The sequence below is a fragment of the Tepidanaerobacter sp. EBM-38 genome, assembly GCA_001896545.1.
In the GTDB taxonomy this organism is placed as follows: Bacteria; Bacillota; Thermosediminibacteria; order Thermosediminibacterales; family Tepidanaerobacteraceae; genus Tepidanaerobacter.
On sequence record MPOT01000086.1, the window covers coordinates 82243 to 105838 of the forward strand.

The window sequence follows — 23596 nt, forward strand, 5'->3', positions numbered from 1 at the left end:
TAAAGCAAGGCCGATGTTATGTAATGCGGTAAAAACCTCTGAAGCATAACCAGTATATTGCTGCCATGTTTTGTTTGAGATATTTCTAACATAACAAATATATTCTATAACAAATAACTGGCAAAATAAAGGCGATATGTCATTAACTTCAGTCGGGAAACCTTATTTGTCGCTTGAGTGATAATAAGGTAAATCATAGCTGACTGATACCATATATTCGTACTACCCTCTATATTGTTAGAAGGATTTCTTTAAATTATAACGAAATATAGATATTAGTGTAGGAAAAACTAAATGCGGATATTTTTTCAAAACAGATTGAAAATCGGGAGGCGATTTTTATGCGGTTGACGGATGAGATAACAAATGCACTTATGATTTTTTCACATAAGTTCTACCAACTACTTCTAATTGCCGGTGACGATTCGCATAAAAAAAGCCTTCTTTTAAAGCAGATAGCTGAAAGCGGCAACTATGCTTATGTAAACCTTAACCTCGCCATGTCAGAACGCTTGATGATGATTCCAAGCCATGAACGCAGCCTATTTGTGAATCAGTGCATTGATGAAATCATAAATGACATCAGTGCTGAAACAGTTATTTTTGACCATATCGAAATACTGTTTGAAAAACCGCTGAATATAGACCCTATGGCACTTCTAAAAAATATCTCGCGGCACAGAAAACTCATATCTGCTTGGCCAGGCATCATCAAAGATGATATTCTGATTTATGCTAAACCCGGCCATCCAGAATATGTAAAATATCCTGTTGAGGTCGATTATACAATTATTGATATAGACCAGAACTATAAGGCTAGTTTTTAACCGCCGCTTTTGAAATGACTAGATTAATAGAGGGAGTGTTTCCAGTGAAATACAGGGAACTTGTCAGTTTTGATCCGGTAGAATCCGTTATAAAATTGGTAGAAGCAGACCAGCCTCAGGAGGCTATGAGGCTGGTTAAAACTTATGTAATGTCAGATAGTATGGCAAAAACATTAAAAGACATAGTTATTCCACAGCTGCAGTTCGAAAATTCCTTTGATAATAAGGGTATATTTATCGTTGGCAACTATGGCACGGGTAAATCTCATCTAATGTCAGTACTATCTGCCGTAGCCGAAGATAAAAAGATGCTTGAGCTGGTAAATAACCAAATATTTCAAGAAGCAGCTCAAAGCATTGCCGGCAAATTTGAAGTCTTGAGGTTTGAAATTGGCACTTCAAAGATGGACCTTCGAGACTTAGTTATAGGGCACCTGGAGAAAGATTTGGCAAAAAGAGGCATCGACTACCGTTTCCCATCCATGGAGGAAGTCCCTAATACTAAAGATTACCTTTTAGAGATGATGGCACTATTTCAAGAAAAATATCCTGATAAAGGCTATTTGATAGTTGCGGATGAATTTCTGGATTACCTTCGAGGCCTTACCGAACAAAAAGTAGTCCTTGCGCTTAATTTTCTCCGCGAAATCGGCGAAATATCGAAGAGCTGTCGGCTACGTTTCATAGCAGGGGTTCAAGAATCCCTTTTTGACAGCGGGCAGTTCGCATTTGTTGCCGACTCACTTAGACGTGTAAGGGATAGATACGAACAAGTAGTAATCCGGAAGCAGGACATATCTTTTGTTGTATCAGAGCGGATACTAAAAAAAGATGAACGGCAAAAGGCGTGGATACGAGAACACCTGATCAAGTTTTCCCATCTATATTCAAATATGGCTGATAGATTGGAAGATTATGTAAATCTATATCCAATTCATCCGGCGTATATAGAAATCTTCGAAAAAGTTTACATAGCAGAAAAACGAGAGGTTTTAAAGACCATAACACATACTATCAAAAAAATCTTAGACAAAGATGTTCCTGAAAACGAGACCGGAATCATCTCATATGACTCATACTGGGAGTATATAAAGGAAAATATTTCCGTGCGCTCAGACCCCGACCTTCGGGAGGTAGTGGAAAAAAGCAATGTATTAGAAGACCTTATACTAAAATCATATACAAGGCCTCAGTACCGACCCATAGCTCTGCGAATCATCCACGCTCTAAGTGTTCACAGACTAACTACTGGCGATATCAATGCACCCATTGGCATAACTGTCGATAACATGAAGGATGACCTTTGTATATATACACCTATGCCTGAAGTAGAGGAAAGTTTTTTAAAGACTACGGTAGAAACAGCGGTCCGGGAAATCTTAAAGACCGTTAGCGGCCAATTTATCTCTTATAACCGAGATAACGAGCAGTACTATCTGGATTTAAAGAAAGATATAGATTATGATGCAAAAATTCAAGCAAAAGCCGATTTCATGGATGATGATATGCTCAATAAATACTATTATGACGCACTGCTTAAGGTATTGAACTGGGAAAGGCCTGAACATAAAACCGGCCGAAGGATATGGCAGTATGAGATTATTTGGGAGGAGAAGAAGGTTGAGCGATATGGCTATCTGTTCTTTGGCGCTCCCAATGAACGCACTACTGCTCAACCTCCTAGAGATTTTTACATATATTTTTTACGCCCATATGGCAACAACGTCTATCAAGGTGAAATTGAGAAAGATGAGGTAATATTTGAATTCATAAACAGAGATGAAAAAGTGGATGAATATATAAAGCTGTATGCTGCTTCTATGGAACTTGCGATGGTATCCTCAGCAGATAGTAAACAGACTTATTTTAAAAAAGCCGAAGGTTATCTAAAGGCAATTGTTCAGTGGATAAAAGAACATGTCAAGGAGTGCTTTATAGTAAAGACTGCCGGCGAGCAACAGACTATACAATACTGGCTAAAAGGTAAAGCTGCCGAAGAGCATACCGTAAAGGAATTTGTGGATATGACTGCTTCTGCATGTCTTTCGACTTATTTTAATGATAAATATCCTTATTACCCAAGATTTTATACACAAGTAACACGCGAGAATATGAAAGAACTTTTTAAAGCAGGATTAAACTATCTTGCCGGAAGAAAAAATGAACTGGGTGCCAAAGTGCTAGATTCTCTGGGACTTTTGGAAGGTGATATGATTGCACCGGAAAAATCAATTTATGCGCGCCGTTACATCAAGCTTTTAGAAAATTTGCCGGAAAAACATGTGCTAAACAGAGAAGATGTCTTAGAATATTTAAGTGAAGTTACACTTGATAAAGAATTTCAATTAGAAGATGTATGGGTCACATTGATACTTTGCGCATTAGTATATAGTGGTCATGCTACTTTGACCATTTCTGGACATACTTTCGATGCTACAAAAATGGAAGAAATAGCTGCCGCCAATCCTGCAGATTTAATTTTATTCAAATACTGTCAGGTGCCGGAAGGTGTCCCTGTAAAAATATTAAAAAAACTTTTCGAAGGGTTGGGGCTGCCGCCTGGTCAAATAACCAATCCCAACACGCGAGAAGCTGCCATAGAAAAAATGCTTGTTCGAGCAGAGGAATTGACCAAAAGGGTAATCGAAACACAGCAATTTCTCATAGGTGATTTGGCACTTTGGGATAAACCTGCAATAGATGAAGATACAAAAGAAAACTATAAGGAAAGCTTAAAAACGCTAAAGGATTTCCTTGATGCCATAAAACAATATAACACCCCTGCAAAGTTAAAAAACTTCAGGTTTTCAGAAGACGAGGTAGCAAGTTCCTTAGCTAACATTGAAATAATGCAAGAAATCTTGAATATAAGGGATTTTAAACTAAAGGTTGATCCTTATGTATCCTATCTTACACGTACATGTATGATACTTAAAGATGATAAGTGGAATCAAAAAGTCCAAAAGGTCCGAGTTGAAGCACTAGACAAGGTACAAAAGCCGCAGGAACTGACAGATGCGTATATCAAAGAATATGTAGGTAAACTTCAAGCACTGAAGAAAGAATATATTTCTATTTATATCAAGCTTCATAAAAAATATCGCCTGGATTTAAACGGCGATAAGCAAAAACAAAAGCTTTTAGAAAGTAGATTAAAACATAATCTGGATATGCTTACTTGTGTTGGTGATTTAATTTATTCAAAACCCTATGAAAAGATGTGCAATAGACTTTTGAAATTGAAAACATGTTTTAGCTTAATTGAAGATGATATTAATATGAGTCCATTATGCCCCCACTGCGGATACACGCCTGATGAAGAAGAGCAGCCGGTATTTGGCGTGGTGGAAGCCATTGAGAAATCTATGGAAGAGCTATTTTTCCAATGGGAAAAGATAGTCCTTGAGATTTTAGAAGATGAAAAAGTAAAGGAGAACATTGCTTTACTAGATAAGCCTCAACGGCAAGCTTTAGAGAGTATTGCCCAAAATCAGCGGCTTCCTGATAAAATCGATTCACAGCTTGTTTCAACGATTAATATGCTAATGAAAGGTCTTGATAAGGTAGAGATTACCACTGAAGATTTGGTAAGGGCAATATTTAAAGGCGGACCGGTTACTGTATCTGATATGAAACAGCGCTTGAACGATTATATTGATGAGATGGTAAAGGGAATGGATGTCGATCGTGTGCGGATAATGCTGAAATAATGGAGGAATGTAAGTGAAACTAACAAAAGAAATACTTGACAAAGTAAGGAATATTGAAGGCTTTCCATTAGGAAAGGATGAAGACATTATAGCACTTTCGGATCCGCCGTATTACACCGCATGCCCAAACCCGTTCATAGGTGAATTTATAGAAAAATACGGAACTTCTTATGACGAGTCCACAGATGAATACAATGTGGAGCCATATACTGCTGATGTATCCGAAGGCAAGAACGACCCCATATACAACGCCCATTCCTATCATACTAAGGTGCCACATAAAGCCATCATGCGATATATTTTACACTACACAAAACCGGGTGATATAGTATTTGACGGCTTTTGCGGTACCGGCATGACCGGAGTAGCTGCTGCAATGTGCGAGAATCCTGACGAGGATTTTAAAATAAAATTAGAACAAGAAGCCAGACAGGAAGGCAAAACCATAGAATGGGGAGCTAGAAGAGCAGTTCTATGCGACCTATCGCCGGCGGCTACCTTTATAGCATATAATTACAATACCCCAGTGGACGTGGAGGAATTTGAAAAGGAAGCTAAAAGGATATTACAAGAAGTGGAAGATGAATGCGGTTGGATGTATGAAACTAATCATACTATTAATGGTACATCCCAACTAAGCATTGACGGCAAACCCATGAAGGGACGGATAAACTATACGGTATGGTCTGATGTTTTTCTATGTCCTAATTGTATGGAAGAAATGATTTTTTGGAATATAGCGGTAAACAAAAAAACGGGCAAGGTCATGGATAAATTCCACTGTCCCCATTGCGGACTATTAACTGACAAGAGGAATGTGGAGAAGGCAAAAGTAACCATATATGATAAGGCATTAGGCAAGATGATAGAACAGGTAAAACAAGTGCCTGTAATGATAAACTATTCGGTTGGCCGCAAAAGATTTGAAAAGACTCCCGATGAGGAGGATTTGAAATTACTCCAGAAGATTGAGGAGATGGATATACCTTATTGGTATCCTACGGACGAAATTAAAAAAGGCGATAAGACAGGAGAACCTCTGAGGATTGGGATAACACATGCGCACCACTTTTATACAAAAAGAAATTTGTGGGTGTTGAGCGCGATATATCACGAAACAACAGAAGTTTGTAATGACAGAGCAAAAAGACACTTATCATTTCTTTTTACATCAATATTCTCTAGAACCCATAAGATGAACCGATATATGCCCAATCATAATCGTCATGTAGGTCCCTTGGCTGGAACCTTATACATACCATCCTTGCCGACTGAAATAAACCCAATAAATATATGGAAAGATAAAATTAACTCATTTCTTAGAGCAGAAAGTTTAACGTTAAACAACTTTATTACTACTCAATCAACAGCAGATTTAAAAATCAATAATAATTCAATAGACTACATCTTCACCGATCCGCCCTTTGGAGCAAATCTCATGTATTCGGAGCTCAACTTTCTGTGGGAGGCATGGCTGAAAGTTTTTACAAATAACGAATCAGAAGCCGTAATAAACAAAACACAGGGAAAAGGTTTATTAGAATATCAACGAATCATGGAAAAATGTTTTAAAGAGATGTATCGAATTTTAAAGCCTGGCCGGTGGATGACAATCGAATTTCATAACACTAAAAACAGTGTATGGAATGTTATACAAGAAGCAACCCTTAAAGCAGGATTCATTATTGCGACTGTAAAAACACTGGATAAAAAAAAAGGTACTGTAAACCAAATGTCATATAGCATGACAGCAAAGCAAGACCTTATAATCTCTGCCTATAAACCCAAAGATCGTTTTGTGCAAGATTTTGTGCGGCAGGCAGGTACTGAAGAAGGTGTGTGGAATTTTGTACGCCAACACCTAGAGCGGCTGCCGGTGACGTTGGAAAGCGGCGGAAGACTTGATGTTATTCCGGAAAGGCAAAATTATCTGCTTTACGATAGCATGGTGGCATATCATATTCAGCGTGGGGCGACAGTTCCAATGGGAGCAGCAGATTTTTATCAAGGGCTAAAGCAGCGGTTTCCAGAACGGGACGGTATGTATTTTTTACCGGATCAGGTTAGTAAGTATGAGCAAAAGCGAATGGAATTGGAGTTAAATGAACAGGTATCTTTTCTGATTCTTGATGAGAAGACTGCAATTCAGTGGCTAAGACAAGAACTTTCAAAGGGACCTAAGACCTATCAGGATATACAGCCTAAATTTTTACAAGAGCTCAAGCAATTACGTCATGAGAATATGCCGGAACTTGGCGATTTACTGCAGGAAAGCTTTCTGCAGGATGAAAAGGGTCGCTGGTACGTGCCGGATACAAGTAAACAGTCAGACTTGGAAAAACTCCGGGAACGGCGGCTTTTAAAAGATTTTGAGGAATATAAGACTGGCCGTGGCAAGCTGCGCTACTTCAGGACTGAAGCCGTTCGGGCAGGGTTTAAGGACTGTTGGAGCAAAAAGGATTATAATACCATTGTTAAAATAGGCGAGCGTCTGCCGGAATCTGTGTTGCAAGAAGACACTACCCTTCTGATGTACTACGATAACGCATTGACTAGACTGGGGGACTAGGAGGAGCTTCCTATGAAATCAGCGGTTATTGCAAAACTTAAGCAAAGCCCTATACCATTCATATTGTTATATGATATTGATGATATTACTTCATCGGAAGATATCCTAACTTCTATTACCTCACAGGGCTTTCAATTAGTAAATTATGATGATTCCATTGCATTTAGGTATTTTTTCGAGAAAAACTTTCGAGAAAAACCCGATTGCAACGTGAAACTTGTACTTAAGGTGACAGGCTATCACAGCTATATACCATATGATATTGAAAGCAGTTTCTATAATATTACTCTTTCACTTAAGGAATTGTTTCCGGGCCTTTCTTATAGCATATTAAAGGAACTGGATAGTGAGCTTTATGATAGGCTGTATAGGGTATATAAGTATATGGGCCAAAACCTTAGCCAGCGGGAAACCCTAGACTTTATTTTAAAAAACCTTTTTGGCATATACCCTGAAACAATTAACAAATTTACAGACCTAATAAAGGCTTTGATTGATTTTTACTATGAAAATGATTCGCTGCCTCAAGTAGTTTCAGATTATCTTGCTGATTTACTAATGTGCAAGGAAGATTTTAAGGAATATCCGGTGAAAAAACTATTAGAGGGTGCCGACTCTTTCTTTGATTACCTGCAGGGACAGTGGAAAATCTTTGTAAAGGGTTTAACTAGCACTTTGCCTATAAAAAGTGCGGTGGACTTTTCTCATAAAGATATTAAAATATATTTGGGCAGTCTTTTTGATGAAGGCTATCTAACTCCTGTCCGAAGTGATAACATTGACAACGTGCCTTTGTGGGTGCACCGAGGAATACTGATAGATGAACTTGGCCAACTTAAGGCAAATTATAATAATTTATTGGATCGCCTTTATGATACACTTGATAATATAACTTCTTATAAAGACTGGTTACAAGCAGCAAAAGATTGGGCTGAAATATTGGTTATTTACAATGATGAACGAATCCAAGGAAGGCTTGATGAGAAGGCTTTCATATCGATTTCCGATATGCTAAACAGCAGGTTTCGCACTTGGCTTTTTGACAACTATAATCTATTACCATCATTGTCTTATGCCCGTGCTCCAGTTATGGTTCATCACATCCCTTGGTATATTAACTACAGAATGGGAAAAGATGCTACGCAAAAAGCTGCTCTTATTGTAGTTGATGGTATGGCGCTTGACGACTGGCTTATCATTAGCCGGTATTTGAATCGGAATTCGAGTTGCCGCTTTGAAGAAAAACTTTGTTTTGCTTGGATTCCTACGATTACTTCGATATCCAGGCAAGCGATATTCTCCGGGCAAATTCCTAGGTATTTCGGCAAAACTATTTTCAGCACTAGTGAAGATGAACGTCATTGGAAGAAATTTTGGGCAGAGCGTGGTATTAGACCTGATGCTATTTATTACATGCGAGGCATAAAACATTTTAACGAAAATGGATTAAGAGATATCGTTGAAAACCCTAAATCTAAGATGCTAGGCTTGGTTGTAAATATGATAGATGATATGGTTCATGGTCAACAAATGCTTCGAGCAGGACTGCATCAAAATCTTCGGCTTTGGATGGAAAAAGAAGGTTTTAAAAAATTCCTGCAGACTCTTTTAGAACGGAATTTTGATGTTTACATTACGTCAGACCACGGTCATGTTAGCAGTGTGGGTCAGGGCAACCTTCGGGAAGGCTTGGCGGTGGATAGGGCCGCTGACAGGGTAAGGATTTATGAACAGGGGAAGAATTATGAAACGGCTTTAAAAAGGTACAAGGCATACAAATGGGCAGGTTACGGTCTTCCTGAGGAGTATAACTATATTATCAGTGACGGATGTTACTCTTACGGCAAGGATAATGAAAAAAATCTTACTCATGGCGGTATTTCTATCGAAGAAGTAGTCGTACCATTTATCCATATAAGGAAGGAAGAATAAATCATGCGAATAGTTGGTCTTGACAGATTTTTAAAAGGTGAGTGGCTAGATAAGACGATGGAGATTGCAAGTAATGAAAGTGATATTAGTTTAATAAGAGAGACCTTGGAAGAATACTTAAAACAAGAAATCCCCGGCGATATTACAAGGCGAAAAGCCAGAGATAAGCTGATGGCTATATGGGTAAATATCCCAGAGGAATTAGAATGGATAAAAAGTGAGGCAATTATACTTTCAAATGAAGTCTTTAATCAAGAGCGATTGTTGCTTCACTGGACAATGATGTTTGCGGTCTATCCTATTTTTAGGGATATATCTACAATTATAGGTGCTATTACTGATTTTCAAGATGATGTCACTTTGTCGTTGGTGGAAAAGCGCATTTATGAAATTTGGGGAGAGCGCAGCACTGTAAAGTATGCAGTGCAGAAAATCATGAGTTCAATGGTTGATTGGCAGGTTTTAGAGCGAAGGGGCAGTGGTAAATTTAAGAAGAAGCCACCTATAAAAATAGAAAATACCTCGCTAAAACTTCTTTATTTAAAAGCTTATCTTTCAGTGAATAACAAAGATTATATAGAATTTTTCAAAGCAAATAATATAAAGAGTGTCTTTCCCTTTGAAATCCAATACAAAATGGAAGATTTTGCATTATCTGATGAATTTGCTTTAGTTAAAATGGGAAGTGATGTGGCCATTTCCCTAGCATAGAATTAATTTTCTTGCTAAATTAAAACATTTATTGCCCAGTTATTTTATTTGGGGGGATGATAGCATGAAACCAATTTATGTGGCGATAGTAGGGCTAAATCATTATTTTGGGTCAAGGATATTTAAACCGGGACAATTCTTGCGACTTGTTAAGGATTTTGAAAATGACTATGACGGAGAAGCAATTATGGCGCTGTTAGACCCAGTCGGCATAGTGGGCTATGTGGCTAACAGCGTTCATACCGTCCCGTTGGGATGCTATAGTGCCGGTAGGGCATATGACACATTTGGCACCACTACATATGCAGTGGTGCGATTTGTAACAAAGGATGTAGTCATTGCAGAAATTATTGACAAGATACAAATTGAGATTTATATAGAAGAGGGAATGTCAACATCTAACGAGATAGAGGAATGAAATATTAGTTTAGTAAAATACGCTGCCTATATTATCGCGAGATTACAAAATGTGGCAGAATGTGAATAATAACAACTGTGAAAGTAGGACACATAATGAAACGTTATCAGAAGGTTTATGAAACAGTAAAATTACTGTGTGCACAGCAGCTTGAGCAAACTGGAGAGATTAAAGGAGTTTATGCAAAAGAAGTTGCTGAGATTTTAGATATCTATCGCTCAAATGCTTCTGGTGATTTAAACCGTCTGGTAAGAGAAGGCAAATTAAAAAAAATTACTGGGAAACCGGTGCTTTATAAAGTAAGTGTGGACAATACTGATACAGTAAAAGTGCATGAAACGTCAGAGAAATTTAACAGCGCATTGGAACAAAATATAATGGATAAAATCATTGGGGCAAGTGACAGCCTCAAGACTGCTATCCTCCAAGCCAAAGCAGCCATTATGTATCCTCCCATAGGTCTTCATACTTTACTTCTGGGAGAAACGGGCACGGGCAAATCCATGTTTGCCGAAGTTATGTTTAAGTATGCCAAAGAAATCGGAGTATTTGACGATAAGGCTCCTTTTATTTCATTTAACTGTGCCGACTATGCTCACAATCCACAACTGCTTATATCGCAATTATTCGGAGTGAAAAAGGGAACATATACGGGAGCTGACAAGGATAGGGTAGGCCTGGTCGGCAAGGCTGACGGAGGTATTCTTTTCCTTGACGAAGTTCACCGATTACCCCCTGAAGGCCAAGAAATGCTGTTTTATCTTATAGATAAAGGGCTATACAGAAGGCTTGGCGAAATAGATACAGCACATAAAGCACAAATTCTTATAATATGCGCTACTACAGAAAATCCTGAATCTGCGCTTCTTGCAACCTTTATGCGGCGCATACCTATGGTAATAAAACTTCCGCCGCTTAGAAAACGAACATTTAACGAGCGGTTGCAGTTGATAAAAGCTTTTTTTAAGGCAGAGTCCGGATACTTAAAGACCGATATACATGTTCCTGCAAATTCAATTAAAGCTTTGATGCTGTATGATTGTCCAAATAACATCGGACAGCTCAAGAGTGATATAAAATTAAGCTGTGCAAAAGCCTTCATTCACTATATCTCCGGTAAAGAAAATAATCTGTACATTCGCAGCGAAGACCTGCCTGAGTATGTAAGAAATGGATTATTACATTACAAAGAATATAGAGATAAACTGGAAAAACTTGAATTAGATAGTGAAATGATTTTTGATGCTAGTGAAGATAAGTCTGAGACCCATGAAACGACAGATACGTTTAATATCTACGAAGCCATTGAGGAAAAAAGGAGTCTTTTAAAGAAGAATGGGTTAGCTGAAAAAGACATTGATTTAATATTATATCTTGATATAGAAACTGTTATAAAGAAATATATGTCAAAGCTTAATGAACAAAATATGGAGCAGCTTTACAAGGTGGTTGATAAAAAAGTTGTAGAAGTGGCAAGGACTTTTATGGACTATGCCTCAAATAGATTGGGCAAAAATTTCAGCGACAGGGTTTTGTATGGCATATCAATGCACGTTTCCAGCACTATGGAAAGAATTAAAGCCGGCAAGTCGATTTTAAATCCGCATACTGAAGAAATCAAGAAGTCTTATCCCGCAGAGTTTAATGCCGCATCTAAAATGCCAGAGTTGATAAAAGAAAACTTTGGGATTGATGTACCGCAAGATGAAATTGGATTTATAACTATGTTTTTAATAGCAGAGGATTACACGAAAAAAAAGGATTTATCAAGAGTAGGCGTTTTAGTTGCAATGCACGGGGAAAGTACAGCTACTTCAATGGTTGACGTAGCGGCAAAACTGTTGGGAGAAGGGCATGCCGTAGGATACAACATGCCCCTTGATAAAAAACCGGAGACTTCTCTTGAGGAACTTACGCAACTCGCCGCAAAAATCGATGAGGGCAAAGGCGTAATTATCTTGGTAGATATGGGGTCCTTGGTATTTTTTGGCGATATAATACACGAGCGAACGGGTATACCCATAAAAACCGTAGAAATGGTAAGCACACCAATGGTACTGGAAGCTTCAAGAAAAGCGGCTATGATGTCAAGCCTTGACGAAGTATACGATGCGGTTGTAAATTTAAGCCCATATATTGGGCGCCTTTATTCTAACAGTATTGATTATAGTAATGGCATAAAAGATGATATAATCGTAACTGCATGTTTTACAGGTGAAGGTGCGGCTTTAAAAATGAAAGGAATGGTAGAAGAAATAATAGAAAAAACCGGCTGTGAGGCAGTAGATGTAATTCCTATAGATATCGCATCAATCGAAGAATATAATAGGAAAATTTCTCAGATAAAGCAAGAAAAAAACATTATAGCAGTTATAAGCTCGGTAAAACCCCAAGATAAAACCCTAACATATTTTTCGCCGAAGGATCTTATTAAAGGTAAGTTCAAAAGCTTCGTATATTCCAAACAACATGATAAGAATATCGAACTCTTAGACCAAATGCGAGAAGTAATAAGAGAAAATTCTAATATTGATGCTGAAAAATATATAGATGAATTTATTGCTTTTTATAAAAATCTAAAAGCTCATAATATAAACCTAAATGAAGATATGCTGGTAGGATTTGTTCTGCACATTGCATGTGCTATAGAAAAAATTCAAACAGGAAACTTTAAACACCGAACTGATTACAGCCAAACTGATTTTTTGAAAAAAGAATACGAAGAGGATTTTGATATAATCAAGTCAGCCTTAGAATCTATGGAGAAATCCTTTGATATCAAATTTCCGGATGAGATATATGCAAATTTGGTAAAGGTTATTCATTTTTTGTGATGATACTTGTGCTGTAATAAATGGTCATATAATAAATAAAAATATACAGTTTTAAAAAAAGTATCGCAAAACACCTTTGAAGTTTTGCGATACTTGCATTTAAAATCTATTTTCTTAACGAATAAGCCATCCTGCGATATGTGTGTCTTTTTCCTCTTATTGCAATAGAAAGTGCTGCTATATTTTCCGGTAAAGCAATACCGCCATAACCTGCATCACCGATGTGTTGAATATCTGCTCCTGCCATTTTTGACATTAAGGCCATATCTTGTATCACGTTTAAATTCGCACCTTCTTGCGAAGTTCCTATGGCAGTTAAAGCCATTTTTCCAGTTTCGTGAATTGCGCTTATTTGACGGCGGCATAGTTCAAAATCCAATCCGGGTATCGTTCCCGGTGCTCCTATTAAAATAATATCTGCACCTGCCTTAGAAAAGTCTTGGAGCACTTTTGGATCGTAAATATTATCACTCCCTGCACCATGCATCTTTCCTGCGATTATTATAGCCTTATCACCTAAAATATCCGCAGCTTCTTTTATGCCGTTTAAGATATCCTCATTTGTAATTCCTGTTTTGGGATTTCCGGTTATGACTATGTAGTCAAAACCCAATGCTGACGCTTTCTCCAATTTTTTTTTGTTTAGTTTTCTGCCCTCGCAATAATTAATATTTTTTGGAATCGGCTCCATGTTTACACCCAGCAATCTTCCAACTACATTTTTTGTTTTGCGTATATAATCCCTATCAGCAGAATTTCTATGAAGGATTTTTTGAATTTCAGCAGATTTATTTACCATATCAGATGCATCTGATATTGCCAAGTCTTTATCATCTATACCGAAGATGAATGGTGCGTCAAAATCGAATAAATTCAGTGTAATCATATCTGCGCCAAAGGCGGCAGCAAGTTCCGGATTGCTTACACCGTATATTATAGGTTGTTTTGCTACATCAGTTTCTGCCATCACGGTTCTGCCTTCTGATGAGCTTATTGATAAAAGCAAATCTTTTTTTGAGATATTCATTATATCTTCAAAGTTCAATTCAAATGTTCTTTTCAAATAAACCACTCCAAAATATTTTTTAATTAATATGCTCTTCGTTTTGAAAAACCTTCTCGTATAGTTCGATAAATTCTTCGATAAGGTCTTTTGCCAGCATGGCCGCCATAAGATGATCTTGAGCATGAATAAGTAACAGACTAATTTCGTGTTTTTCGCCTGCGGCTTCTTTATGCAGCATGTTGCTTTGAATTTTGTGTGCATTAAGCAGTTCTTCTTTAGTTTCATTTATCTTTTTGTGAGCTTCGCCTAAATTGCCTTCCTTTGCAAGACGCAATGCTTCAAAGCAGAGACTACGGGCATTTCCAGCATGAGCTATAATTGATAATATGATTTTTTCACAATCCATTCTTAAGACCCCTTTTTAGCTGTTTGTAAGGTTAATAGCAAGATCTAAAATTTTCGCACCATTTACCGATCCGTATACGGCTGGCGGAATGATAATATATTTTTTGTTTTTTTGTTCGCACAAACTTTTTATATATGGCTCTTTGTATCTTATTTGTGGTCCGACCATTATTACATCATAATTATCGATTATCTGTTCTAATTCCTCGATGGCATTGGCATCGACTTTAATATCTTTAATATTTCGCTTTTCAATCTCCTTTTTCATTTTTTCAACAATCAGGCTTGTCGACATACCGCCTGCGCAAACTAATAATATTCTCATATATTTTCCTCCGTTACTTGTTTTGTTTCTTCCTCGAGTTTCATCTTATCCCACATTTTAAGGAATGGATAATAGATGATAGCGGCAATAATAATATTAACTAATTGCAGTATAATGGCTTTCCAATCTCCGGTTGTTAAGAAGCCGCTAATAAAAGCGGGAGTTGTCCAGGGAACTATTGCATAAGGTCTAGCAACTAAATTAGTTGCCATCGCGGCGTATGTCGTAACAGCTGCTGCCAAGGGAGCCAGTATAAACGGAATAAACATTACAGGATTCATTATTATAGGCATGCCAAAGGTTATAGGTTCATTAATATTAAACATTGTGGGCCAGATTCCGACTTTGCCAATGGCTTTTAACTGTGAAGACTTAGCATTTAATAACAAAAGAGCAAGAGCAAAAGTTGCACCGGCACCGCCAACAAAGACAAATACATAAATGAACTGGTTTGTTATAATGTTTGGCAGCATTTCTCCCGCTGCTTTAGCTACTGCATTTTGTTCAGATAAAGATAGCCATACCGGCCCTAAAAAGACTGCTACAATATCAGCGCCTTGTATTCCCACACACCAAAGAAGCTGAATTATAATTATTGCTATAAGGGTAGCAGGCAAAGAAGAACCCAGATTCATAATGGGTATTCCCAGAACGATATTAATAGCTTCAGGTAAAGTTAAGCTTGTGCTTCTCAACAATATAATATTAACAATCCAAACGAGAAGTAACATAGCAAATCCCGGAAGTAATGCCGCAAAAGACCTAACTACAAAAGGCGGAACTTCAGCAGGCATTTTAATAAAAATGTTTTTCTCCATAAAAAATCTTTGAATTTCTACACTTAAAATAGCGATAACCATCGCAACAAATAAGCCCTTGCTCCCAAGCCATTCTGCAGGAATATTACCATTATCTGTAGCAGGCATCGAAAGTAAAAATGCTGACACACTTATTATGCCGGATGCTAGACTGTCAAGCTTGTAAGAATTCGAGAGTGAGTATGCAACCGAAAAAGATGCTACAAGTGCAAGGATTCCAAAAGTAGCGTTAGAAACTTTAGAAAGCTCGCCTCTAAAAGGTGCAACTGCAGCATCTAGAGCTTCTATAGGCGGGTAAGCTATTATTAAAAATAGAGAGCCAACCAATAAAAGCGGCATTACAGCAACAATTCCCTCACGCAATGCTTTAAGATGTCTTTGTTCCGCAAGTTTTCCTGCGAAAGGCATAAAGTGGTCATTTAAAAAATTCATAATAGCGTCCAAAATAATCATCCTTTCTTTTTTATCTTATAGTATTATCTAAAATTAACATATAAGCAAAAAGCATGCCATATCTTAAAACCTTGATTATATTAAGGTAATTTTATTATGTGTATTAATTTGTATCGGTGTGTATTGTAAAGTTGAATATATAATACTCATGTGTATGAAAAGTGTATAATGTATCTTGCCTAATTTTGCAAAGAACCAATTTAATTGCATTATTTTGTAAAACTGTTAAACTTAAATTATCAAATTGATACAGATATTTATCTAAAGACGGCTGACGGAGGGAAATAAAGTTGGCAAGTATTTTAAAAAGCATGCAGGATACTGTTGAAAAATATGCGAATGTTTTGTCTCAGGTTTTGGGCGTTGATGTGGAAATCGTAGATGATAATTTTGAGCGTATAGCGGGCACAGGCATGTTTTCTGGCAGGATAAACAGGAACATGGAAGATGAAGGTTATGTTTATAAGGATGTTATGAAAACAGGCAAACAACGAATTATTTCAGAACCCGGTAAGCACGAGATATGCAAGAATTGCCCTAAAATAGCTCAAGAAGGTCGTTGCGAAGAGACGTTTGAAATGAGTATGCCTATAAAAATCGGAGAAAAGGTTGTAGGCGTGATGGGATTTGTATGCTTTAGCGATGCGCAAAAGGAACATATTTTAGGTAATTCGGACACCTTTATGGAATTTTTAGAGCAAATGTCAGACCTTATTTCTTCAAAAGCGAAGGAAGAAATCGAAAAGCAGAATATGCTTACTCTTATTGATATGCTAAATGACATAATCGATAAAATTGATCAGGGAGTAATCGTATTAGACAAGAATGAGAAAATTTTAAAGGCAAACAGTATAGCAAAAAATATTTTGAATATAAATGATGTTACAGATGTTTTCCCCACAATAAAAATCAAGGCAACCGGAAATTCTCTTTTAAATATGAAAGAATATGAACTTGCGACAGGAACTAAAAATTATATGCTAATTGGAGAAGAATATGAAATTTTTGAAAGCGAATTTAGTTATAGCAAAGTATTCATATTTACAGATCTAAATTCACTAAAACAAAAAATGTTTTCTGCAACAACTACAAAAGAGAATGTGAATCTCGAAAATATTATCGGTGAATCCGAATCTATAAAAATGCTTAAAAATAAGGTCAAAAAAATTGCCCAATCATCTTCAACAGTTCTTATCATAGGGGAAAGCGGCACAGGAAAAGAGATATTTGCCAGGGCGATACATGCTGAAAGCGATAGAAAAAACAAACCTTTTGTAGCAATTAACTGCGCGGCAGTGCCCGATACACTCCTTGAGAGCGAACTTTTCGGATACGTAAAAGGTGCATTTACCGGCGCTGACCCCAACGGTAAAATCGGCAAGATAGAGTTCGCTAATAAAGGCACTTTATTTCTTGATGAAATAGGGGATATGCCGCTTTATTTGCAAGCAAAACTTCTCAGAGTTTTTGAACAAAAAGAGATCGTAAGGTTGGGTTCAAATACGCCTGTGCCTGTTGATGTCAGGATAATCGCTGCTACAAATAAAAATCTTGAAAAGCTTATTGAAGAAGGGGCATTTCGCGAAGATCTTTATTATAGACTCAATGTTATACCCTTTTATATACCGCCTCTTCGCGAACGAAAAGAGGATATACGGGTGCTGACAGATTACTTTGTTCGTAAATATTCGGCGCTCTTTAAAAAGAAAGTCATTGGCTTTGAAAGCAAAGTTTGGGATTTACTATATAGTTACAGCTGGCCCGGAAATGTTCGCGAACTCGAGAATGCAGTGGAGTATATGATAAACATGCTAGACGACAAAGGCATAATAACTGTAAGCTTACTTCCCCAGAAGATAAAGACAAATTTAAATAAGAGTGATACTTTAATTACACTGGAAGAACTGGAAAAGAATTTGATAGAACGCGCTCTCAATTTATACGGCAATAATGTAACCGGAAAACAGCAAGCAGCAGATGCGCTCGGTATAGGAATCGCTACGTTGTACAGAAAAATTAAAAAGTATAATTTATTATAAGCCGACGGTTATCATTTTGATAAACATCTATCATTTTGATAAATGATGTCATGCCTTCAATATATAGTCGTAGTTGATTTTAACTAATTATATTTATCATTGTGATAAATATAATTTAAACTTTTAAGAATAATATACAAGTTTATTGTTCGAAGAAAGCATCTAAAGCCTTATCATACAAGGCTTTTGTTTTTTATTATTGATTTTGCAAGTTATGGCATAGTATTTGCATTATATTTTTAGTAAGAAATCGTAAAGTATTAAAATACTAGAAGGCAGGTATTGACTAATGAATAATTTACCAATTAAATTTATTTGCAATAACAATGCTAGAAAAAATTATAGCAAAAAGGTTTCTGCGGATATTATGTCACAAGAGCAAATTAAAAAGGTGCGTAATTTTCACAAAAGCTTTCCCGAATATTCAGTGACACCGCTGCATACCCTGGACAACCTTGCTAAAAGATTTGGGGTAAATAAAATCTGGGTAAAGGACGAATCTTATAGATTTGGTCTTAATGCTTTTAAAGTTTTGGGCGGTTCTTTTGCTATAGGAAGGTATTTAAGTCAAAAGCTCGGCATACCCCAAGAAGAGATAACATTTGAAAAACTGTGCTCGAAAGAAAAAAGAGAAAAAATAGGCGACATTACTTTTGTAACGGCTACCGACGGCAATCATGGGCGAGGGGTGGCATGGGCGGCCAAAAAGTTAGGGCAAAAATGCGTAGTCTTTATGCCGAAAGGTTCTTCAGAAATACGCCTGCAAAATATAAGAAACGAGGGTGCCGAGGCATCAATCACAGAATACAATTACGATGATTCTGTAAAAATTGCAATAGAATATGCCGAAAAGCACGGAGGAGTTATTGTACAAGATACGGCTTGGGAAGGATATGAAGACATACCTTTTTGGATAATGCAAGGATATGGCACGTTAATTGATGAAGCAATAGAGCAAATCAAGGCACTTGGCGACGATAAACCCACGCATGTTTTTCTTCAGGCAGGGGTAGGTTCATTTGCAGGAGCTGTACAGGGCTATTTAGCATCACGTTATAAGGAAGAAAGACCTGTAACACTTATAATTGAGCCTGAAAAAGCTGCATGTATATATGAATCTGCAAAAGCAAGTGACGGAAAGCCACATGCAGTAAGAGGCAGTCTTGATACTATTATGTCAGGGCTTGCATGCGGTGTGCCAAATATTATAAGCTGGGAAATTTTAAGAGATTATGCTGATATGTATGCTATATGCTCTGACGATGTGGCTGCAAGAGGTGTAAGAATACTTGGCAACCCGCTCAAGAAAGATGCGCAAGTGATATCAGGTGAGTCAGGAGCTGTGGGAATAGGAGTTTTAAGTTTAATTGCAGAGTCAGGAAAACTCAGCCAAATGAAAGATTTACTCAAGATTGACGAAAAATCCAAAATCCTTCTTATAAGCACAGAAGGTGATACAGATCCGGTAGACTACAGAAAAATAGTTTGGGATGGCAAATATCCTTCATATGATCTTTTATAAAAATACAAGAGGTGAAAAGGAAATGCTTACTGAAAATCAACAAAAAGAAGTAATAAGCCTATGCCGAGATTTAATAAGAATCAAAAGCTATTCCGGAGAGGAGGAAAAGCTTGCCACAAAACTTGCTGAGACTTTCAAAGCAATGGGGTTTGCTGAGATTTTCACTGATGATTATGGCAATGTCATTGGCCATATAAGGGGTAATAAGCCCGGCAAGACTATCCTGTTTGACGGTCACATGGATACTGTGCCTGCTGATGAAGGCCAGTGGAGCAAGGCACCTTTTGAAGGAATTATTGAGGAAGGGAGGATATATGGTAGAGGAGCTTCAGACATGAAGGGCGCCATTAGTGCAATGGTATGTGCGGCCGCAAACTATGCAAAAGATACAAATAAGGATTTTGCAGGAGATATATACATTGCAGGTGTTGTCCACGAAGAATGTTTTGAGGGGATAGCATCTAGAAAAGTCAGCGAAAAAGTAAAGCCTGATTACGTTGTCATAGGAGAAGCTTCAGAATGCAACATTAAGCGCGGGCAGAGAGGGAGAGCAGAAATAGTTATAGAGACTTTTGGAAAAAGCGCTCACTCTTCAAATCCTAAAGCGGGAATAAATGCTGTCTATAGCATGATGAATTTGGTTGATGAGATCCGCAAAATAGAGCCCGTCCATCATGACTTCTTAGGAGATGGGATTTTAGAACTCACAGATATAAAATCATCGCCTTATCCCGGAGCATCTGTCGTACCTGACTATTGCAGAGCAACATTTGACAGAAGGCTTTTAGTTGGAGAAACAAAAGAAAGTGTTCTGCAGCCGATAAAGAATATCATTGCAAGGATGGAGAAAAATGACCCGACTTTCAAAGCAAAAGTATCTTATGCTTTAGGGGAAGAAAAGTGCTACACAGGCACAAAAATACAGGGAGAAAGATTTTTCCCGGCATGGCTTTATGATGAAAAAGAAGATTTTATCCAAAAAGCCTATAACGGCCTAAAAAGCGCAGGCTTTCAGCCTGAAATAACCCATTATTCTTTTTGCACTAACGGTAGCCACTATGCAGGAGAGGCGAATATAAAAACACTGGGCTTTGGCCCGTCTAAAGAGAGTCTTGCCCATATAGTGGACGAATATATAGAGATCGAACAGCTTCTAAAAGCAACATGTGGGTATTACGAAATAATCAAGGCTTTATTAAGCTAAATCAAGGAGGGTTTTTAGATGAGCGTTTTCGATATTATAATCAAAAATGGCCGCGTAGTTGATGGAACAGGCGCCAAAGGCAAGAAGGCGGATATAGGTATAAAGAATGGCAAGATTGAAGCTATAGATGGCGACCTTAAAGATGCTGAAGGCAAAACAGTAATTGATGCCTCGGATAAGGTAGTATCTCCCGGATTCATCGACACCCATAGCCACTCAGATTTACACGTATTTGCAGAACCGTTTATTTCGCCAAAGATTCGCCAAGGAGTCACAACTGAAGTTATTGGTCAGGATGGGATGTCACTTGCACCTATAAAAGATGAATATATTTCTTCTTGGAAGAAAGCAATGGCAGGTTTAGAAGGCGAATATGAAGTAGAGTGGACATGGAGGAGTACAGGCGAATACTTGAGCCGGCTAGAAGAGCTTGAGCTTGGCCCGAATATTGCATTTTTAGCGCCTCATGGCAATCTACGCCTTTCGGCTATGGGGCTTGACGACCGCTTGCCGACTACTGAAGAACTTAAATCAATGGAAAAACTTTTAGAAAATAGCATTAAAGAAGGCGCCTTTGGCATGTCTACAGGAATGATATATCCGCCTTGCTGTTATGCCAAAGTTGATGAATTTATTGCTCTAGGAAAAGTATTGCATAATACAGGCGCTGTTTTTGTAACACATCAGCGCAGTGAAGCAGATAGCATATTGGACTCAATGGATGAAATTCTCACCATTGGGAAAGAGAGCGGTTGCAGAGTCCATTTTTCTCATTTTAAAGTAGCCGGCAAGAAAAATTGGGATAAATTTCCAAAAGTAATGAAGAAGCTGGATAAAGCACATGAAGAAGGCATTACGGTATCCTTTGATCAATATCCATATGTAGCTGGCAGCACAATGCTCGGAGTAATTTTGCCGCCCTGGGCTCACGATGGAGGCACAGATAAACTTCTAGAACGACTTAAAAGCCCGGAATTAAGGAAAAAGATGAAAGAAGATATAATTAATGGAATACCTGGATGGGATAATTTTATTGATTTTGCAGGCCTCGATGGCATTTATGTCACATTTGTTAAAACGGAAAAAAACCAAGATGTAGTTGGAAAGAATTTGGTTGAAATCGGCGAAATGAGAGGAAAAGACCCTTTTGAAGCTGTATTTGACTTACTGCTTGAAGAAGAAAATGTTGTAGGAATGGTGGACTTTTACGGAAAAGAGGAACATGTGATAGAGATTATGAAGAGAAAAGAACATAATGTATGCACTGACGGCATTATGGGAGCAAAACCACATCCTCGGCTGTACGGGACATTTCCTCGCGTTTTAGGCAAATACGTTCGGGAAGAAAAGGTACTGGATTTAGAGACAGCAATTTACAAAATGACAGGAAAACCTGCAAGTGTTTTAGGATTAAAAGATAGAGGACTTCTAAAGAAAAATTATGCGGCAGATATAGTTATTTTCGATCCTGAAAAAGTAAAAGATACTGCCGATTATGTTAATCCTATCCAGTACCCCAAGGGGATTGATTATGTAATTGTAAACGGGCAAATGCTTGTAGATTGTGGCAAGCCGCAACCTAAAAAAGCAGGCAAGGTTTTAAGATTCAGTTAGGTATTAAAATTTTAAGGGAGGTGAGGAAGAAATGAAAAATGATCAAGACTATGACATGAAAGATATAGAAGTCGATGAAAGATTTGTGATAGCTAAAAAGGAAATGCTTATTGTTTTTGCAGTCCAACTATGCTACACATTTATAATGCTTATAGTTGCATATACTGTCGGGAAAGGCGACCCTAGAAATTACAATTTTATATTAGGAATGCCGGCGTGGTGGTTTTATGCCTTACTGATTACAGTATTATTCCTAATTTTAATATACTATCTGGTTTCAAAAATATTCATTCCTGTCAGCGTAGAACCGTGGATTAAACAAATAAAAGAAAAAAGAGGTGAGCAATGATGGATATATCAGGCGCTAGAACTACTGTAATAATTTCTTTTATAGTATATTCCTTGATACTACTTGGAATCGGAGAATACTCAAGACGCTCAATGGCTAAAACAAAATTAGACGATTACCTAAGTGAATTTTATACCGGCGGTCGTGGAATGGGAACACTTGTAATTGTATTTATGCTCGCTGCAGGCTTATGCAGTGCCGGCACGTTTCTAGGTAGTCCCGGACTTGCATATAGTGTCGGTCTAGTATTTCCCTTTGTGGTTTTGTCTCAGAGCTTTATGAACTTTGTTGTATTAGGACAGATAGGAAAAAAAGTAGGTATTATCGCTCGGCGCATAGATGCTCAATCATATCAAGACATCTTGACATATAGATACAATAATAGCAAAGCTGTAAGGTGGTTTAGTGCCATTGCTATTTGGATTTTTTATACGTCTAATGTAGTAGCTCAACTTAGCGGAGGAAGCAGATTAATTGAAGTAATGACCGGTCTACCATATGTTACAGCTCTAATGATATTTGGTATAGTAATTTTAATTTACACTGTTACGGGCGGAATTAAAGGCGTATCGACTGCTACAGTCTTTCAAGGGATAGTTATGACTTTAGCGATAGTAATGTTGTTTGTTATGCTTATTGCAAAGGTGAGTCCTTTAGAAGCTACTTACAGAACTATTATTGACATCGATCCTAATTTGGTAACTCCTTGGGTTTGGAATCCCGCTTATGCCTTTTCGATGTTTGTTTCACTGGGCCTTGTTACTATAGGTCAACCGCATGGAGCTATGGGTTGCCTAATGTATAAAGATACAAAAGGTATGCACAATGCCATGATAATAGGCGCAGTTGTAGTGTTTATA

16 protein-coding genes and 1 pseudogene are annotated in these 23596 nt (G+C 37.6%); 13 read left to right on the plus strand and 4 right to left on the minus strand.

The window, feature by feature from the left end; genetic code table 11:
• Nucleotides 1-341: 341 nt before the first annotated feature.
• From brxF to BUC45_RS09760, 7 genes are all read left to right on the plus strand, one after another.
• Entirely contained in the window at nucleotides 342-827 is a 486-nt protein-coding gene (brxF, locus tag BUC45_RS09730; protein WP_296971973.1) for a BREX-3 system P-loop-containing protein BrxF, read from the plus strand.
• Nucleotides 828-871: 44 nt separating this feature from the next.
• Nucleotides 872-4537 (plus strand): DUF6079 family protein, encoded by a 3666-nt coding sequence (locus BUC45_RS09735; protein ID WP_296971975.1) that lies wholly within the window; start codon nucleotides 872-874, stop codon nucleotides 4535-4537.
• 13 nt (nucleotides 4538-4550) lie between these two features.
• Nucleotides 4551-7106: a DNA methyltransferase gene (locus BUC45_RS09740; protein WP_296971977.1), complete on the plus strand. Its 2556-nt coding sequence runs from the start codon at nucleotides 4551-4553 to the stop codon at nucleotides 7104-7106.
• A gap of 12 nt (nucleotides 7107-7118) precedes the next feature.
• Nucleotides 7119-9038 (plus strand): BREX-3 system phosphatase PglZ, encoded by a 1920-nt coding sequence (gene pglZ / locus BUC45_RS09745; protein WP_296971978.1) that lies wholly within the window; start codon nucleotides 7119-7121, stop codon nucleotides 9036-9038.
• Nucleotides 9039-9041: 3 nt separating this feature from the next.
• The gene (locus BUC45_RS09750; protein ID WP_276793112.1) at nucleotides 9042-9749 is read left to right on the plus strand and encodes a hypothetical protein; all 708 of its coding nucleotides are present in this window, start codon (nucleotides 9042-9044) and stop codon (nucleotides 9747-9749) included.
• A 64-nt stretch (nucleotides 9750-9813) separates the two neighbouring features.
• On the plus strand, nucleotides 9814-10167 hold the full coding sequence (locus tag BUC45_RS09755; RefSeq protein ID WP_276793114.1) for a DNA-binding protein: 354 nt from the start codon (nucleotides 9814-9816) through the stop codon (nucleotides 10165-10167).
• A 95-nt stretch (nucleotides 10168-10262) separates the two neighbouring features.
• A complete protein-coding gene (locus BUC45_RS09760) occupies nucleotides 10263-13001 on the plus strand; it encodes a sigma 54-interacting transcriptional regulator (RefSeq protein ID WP_296971980.1) in 2739 nt (912 codons plus the stop codon).
• 106 nt (nucleotides 13002-13107) lie between these two features.
• Here BUC45_RS09760 and BUC45_RS09765 read toward each other — a convergent pair whose 3' ends face one another.
• From BUC45_RS09765 to BUC45_RS09780, 4 genes are read right to left on the minus strand one after another with little or no spacing between them, the layout of a single operon-like run.
• Nucleotides 13108-14064 carry a hypothetical protein gene (locus tag BUC45_RS09765; protein ID WP_296971982.1) on the minus strand — a complete coding sequence of 319 codons (957 nt, stop codon included), beginning with the start codon at nucleotides 14062-14064 and terminating at the stop codon, nucleotides 13108-13110.
• A gap of 22 nt (nucleotides 14065-14086) precedes the next feature.
• Entirely contained in the window at nucleotides 14087-14413 is a 327-nt protein-coding gene (locus BUC45_RS09770; protein WP_296971984.1) for a PTS lactose/cellobiose transporter subunit IIA, read from the minus strand.
• A gap of 15 nt (nucleotides 14414-14428) precedes the next feature.
• Nucleotides 14429-14737 (minus strand): PTS sugar transporter subunit IIB, encoded by a 309-nt coding sequence (locus BUC45_RS09775; protein ID WP_296971987.1) that lies wholly within the window; start codon nucleotides 14735-14737, stop codon nucleotides 14429-14431.
• Nucleotides 14734-15999, minus strand: a complete 1266-nt coding sequence (locus BUC45_RS09780) for a PTS transporter subunit EIIC (RefSeq protein ID WP_296971990.1) — start codon at nucleotides 15997-15999, stop codon at nucleotides 14734-14736. Before BUC45_RS09780 ends, BUC45_RS09775 begins: the two co-directional genes overlap by 4 nt.
• 299 nt (nucleotides 16000-16298) lie before the next feature.
• Between BUC45_RS09780 and BUC45_RS09785 the strand changes: the two genes are divergently transcribed.
• The 6 genes and pseudogenes from BUC45_RS09785 to BUC45_RS09810 all read left to right on the plus strand — a co-directional run.
• On the plus strand, nucleotides 16299-18047 hold the full coding sequence (locus BUC45_RS09785; RefSeq protein WP_296971992.1) for a sigma 54-interacting transcriptional regulator: 1749 nt from the start codon (nucleotides 16299-16301) through the stop codon (nucleotides 18045-18047).
• Between the two features lie 289 nt (nucleotides 18048-18336).
• Nucleotides 18337-19569 carry a diaminopropionate ammonia-lyase gene (gene dpaL, locus BUC45_RS09790; protein WP_296971994.1) on the plus strand — a complete coding sequence of 411 codons (1233 nt, stop codon included), beginning with the start codon at nucleotides 18337-18339 and terminating at the stop codon, nucleotides 19567-19569.
• A gap of 22 nt (nucleotides 19570-19591) precedes the next feature.
• Entirely contained in the window at nucleotides 19592-20773 is a 1182-nt protein-coding gene (locus BUC45_RS09795; RefSeq protein ID WP_296971996.1) for a YgeY family selenium metabolism-linked hydrolase, read from the plus strand.
• Nucleotides 20774-20791: 18 nt separating this feature from the next.
• Nucleotides 20792-22387, plus strand: coding sequence for a D-aminoacylase (locus BUC45_RS09800; RefSeq protein ID WP_296971998.1), 1596 nt, complete (start codon nucleotides 20792-20794; stop codon nucleotides 22385-22387).
• A 31-nt stretch (nucleotides 22388-22418) separates the two neighbouring features.
• On the plus strand, nucleotides 22419-22736 hold the full coding sequence (locus BUC45_RS09805; RefSeq protein ID WP_013778909.1) for a YhdT family protein: 318 nt from the start codon (nucleotides 22419-22421) through the stop codon (nucleotides 22734-22736).
• Nucleotides 22733-23596: pseudogene (locus tag BUC45_RS09810) on the plus strand (sodium/panthothenate symporter); the annotation flags it as partial. The gene BUC45_RS09805 and the pseudogene BUC45_RS09810, both read left to right, overlap by 4 nt.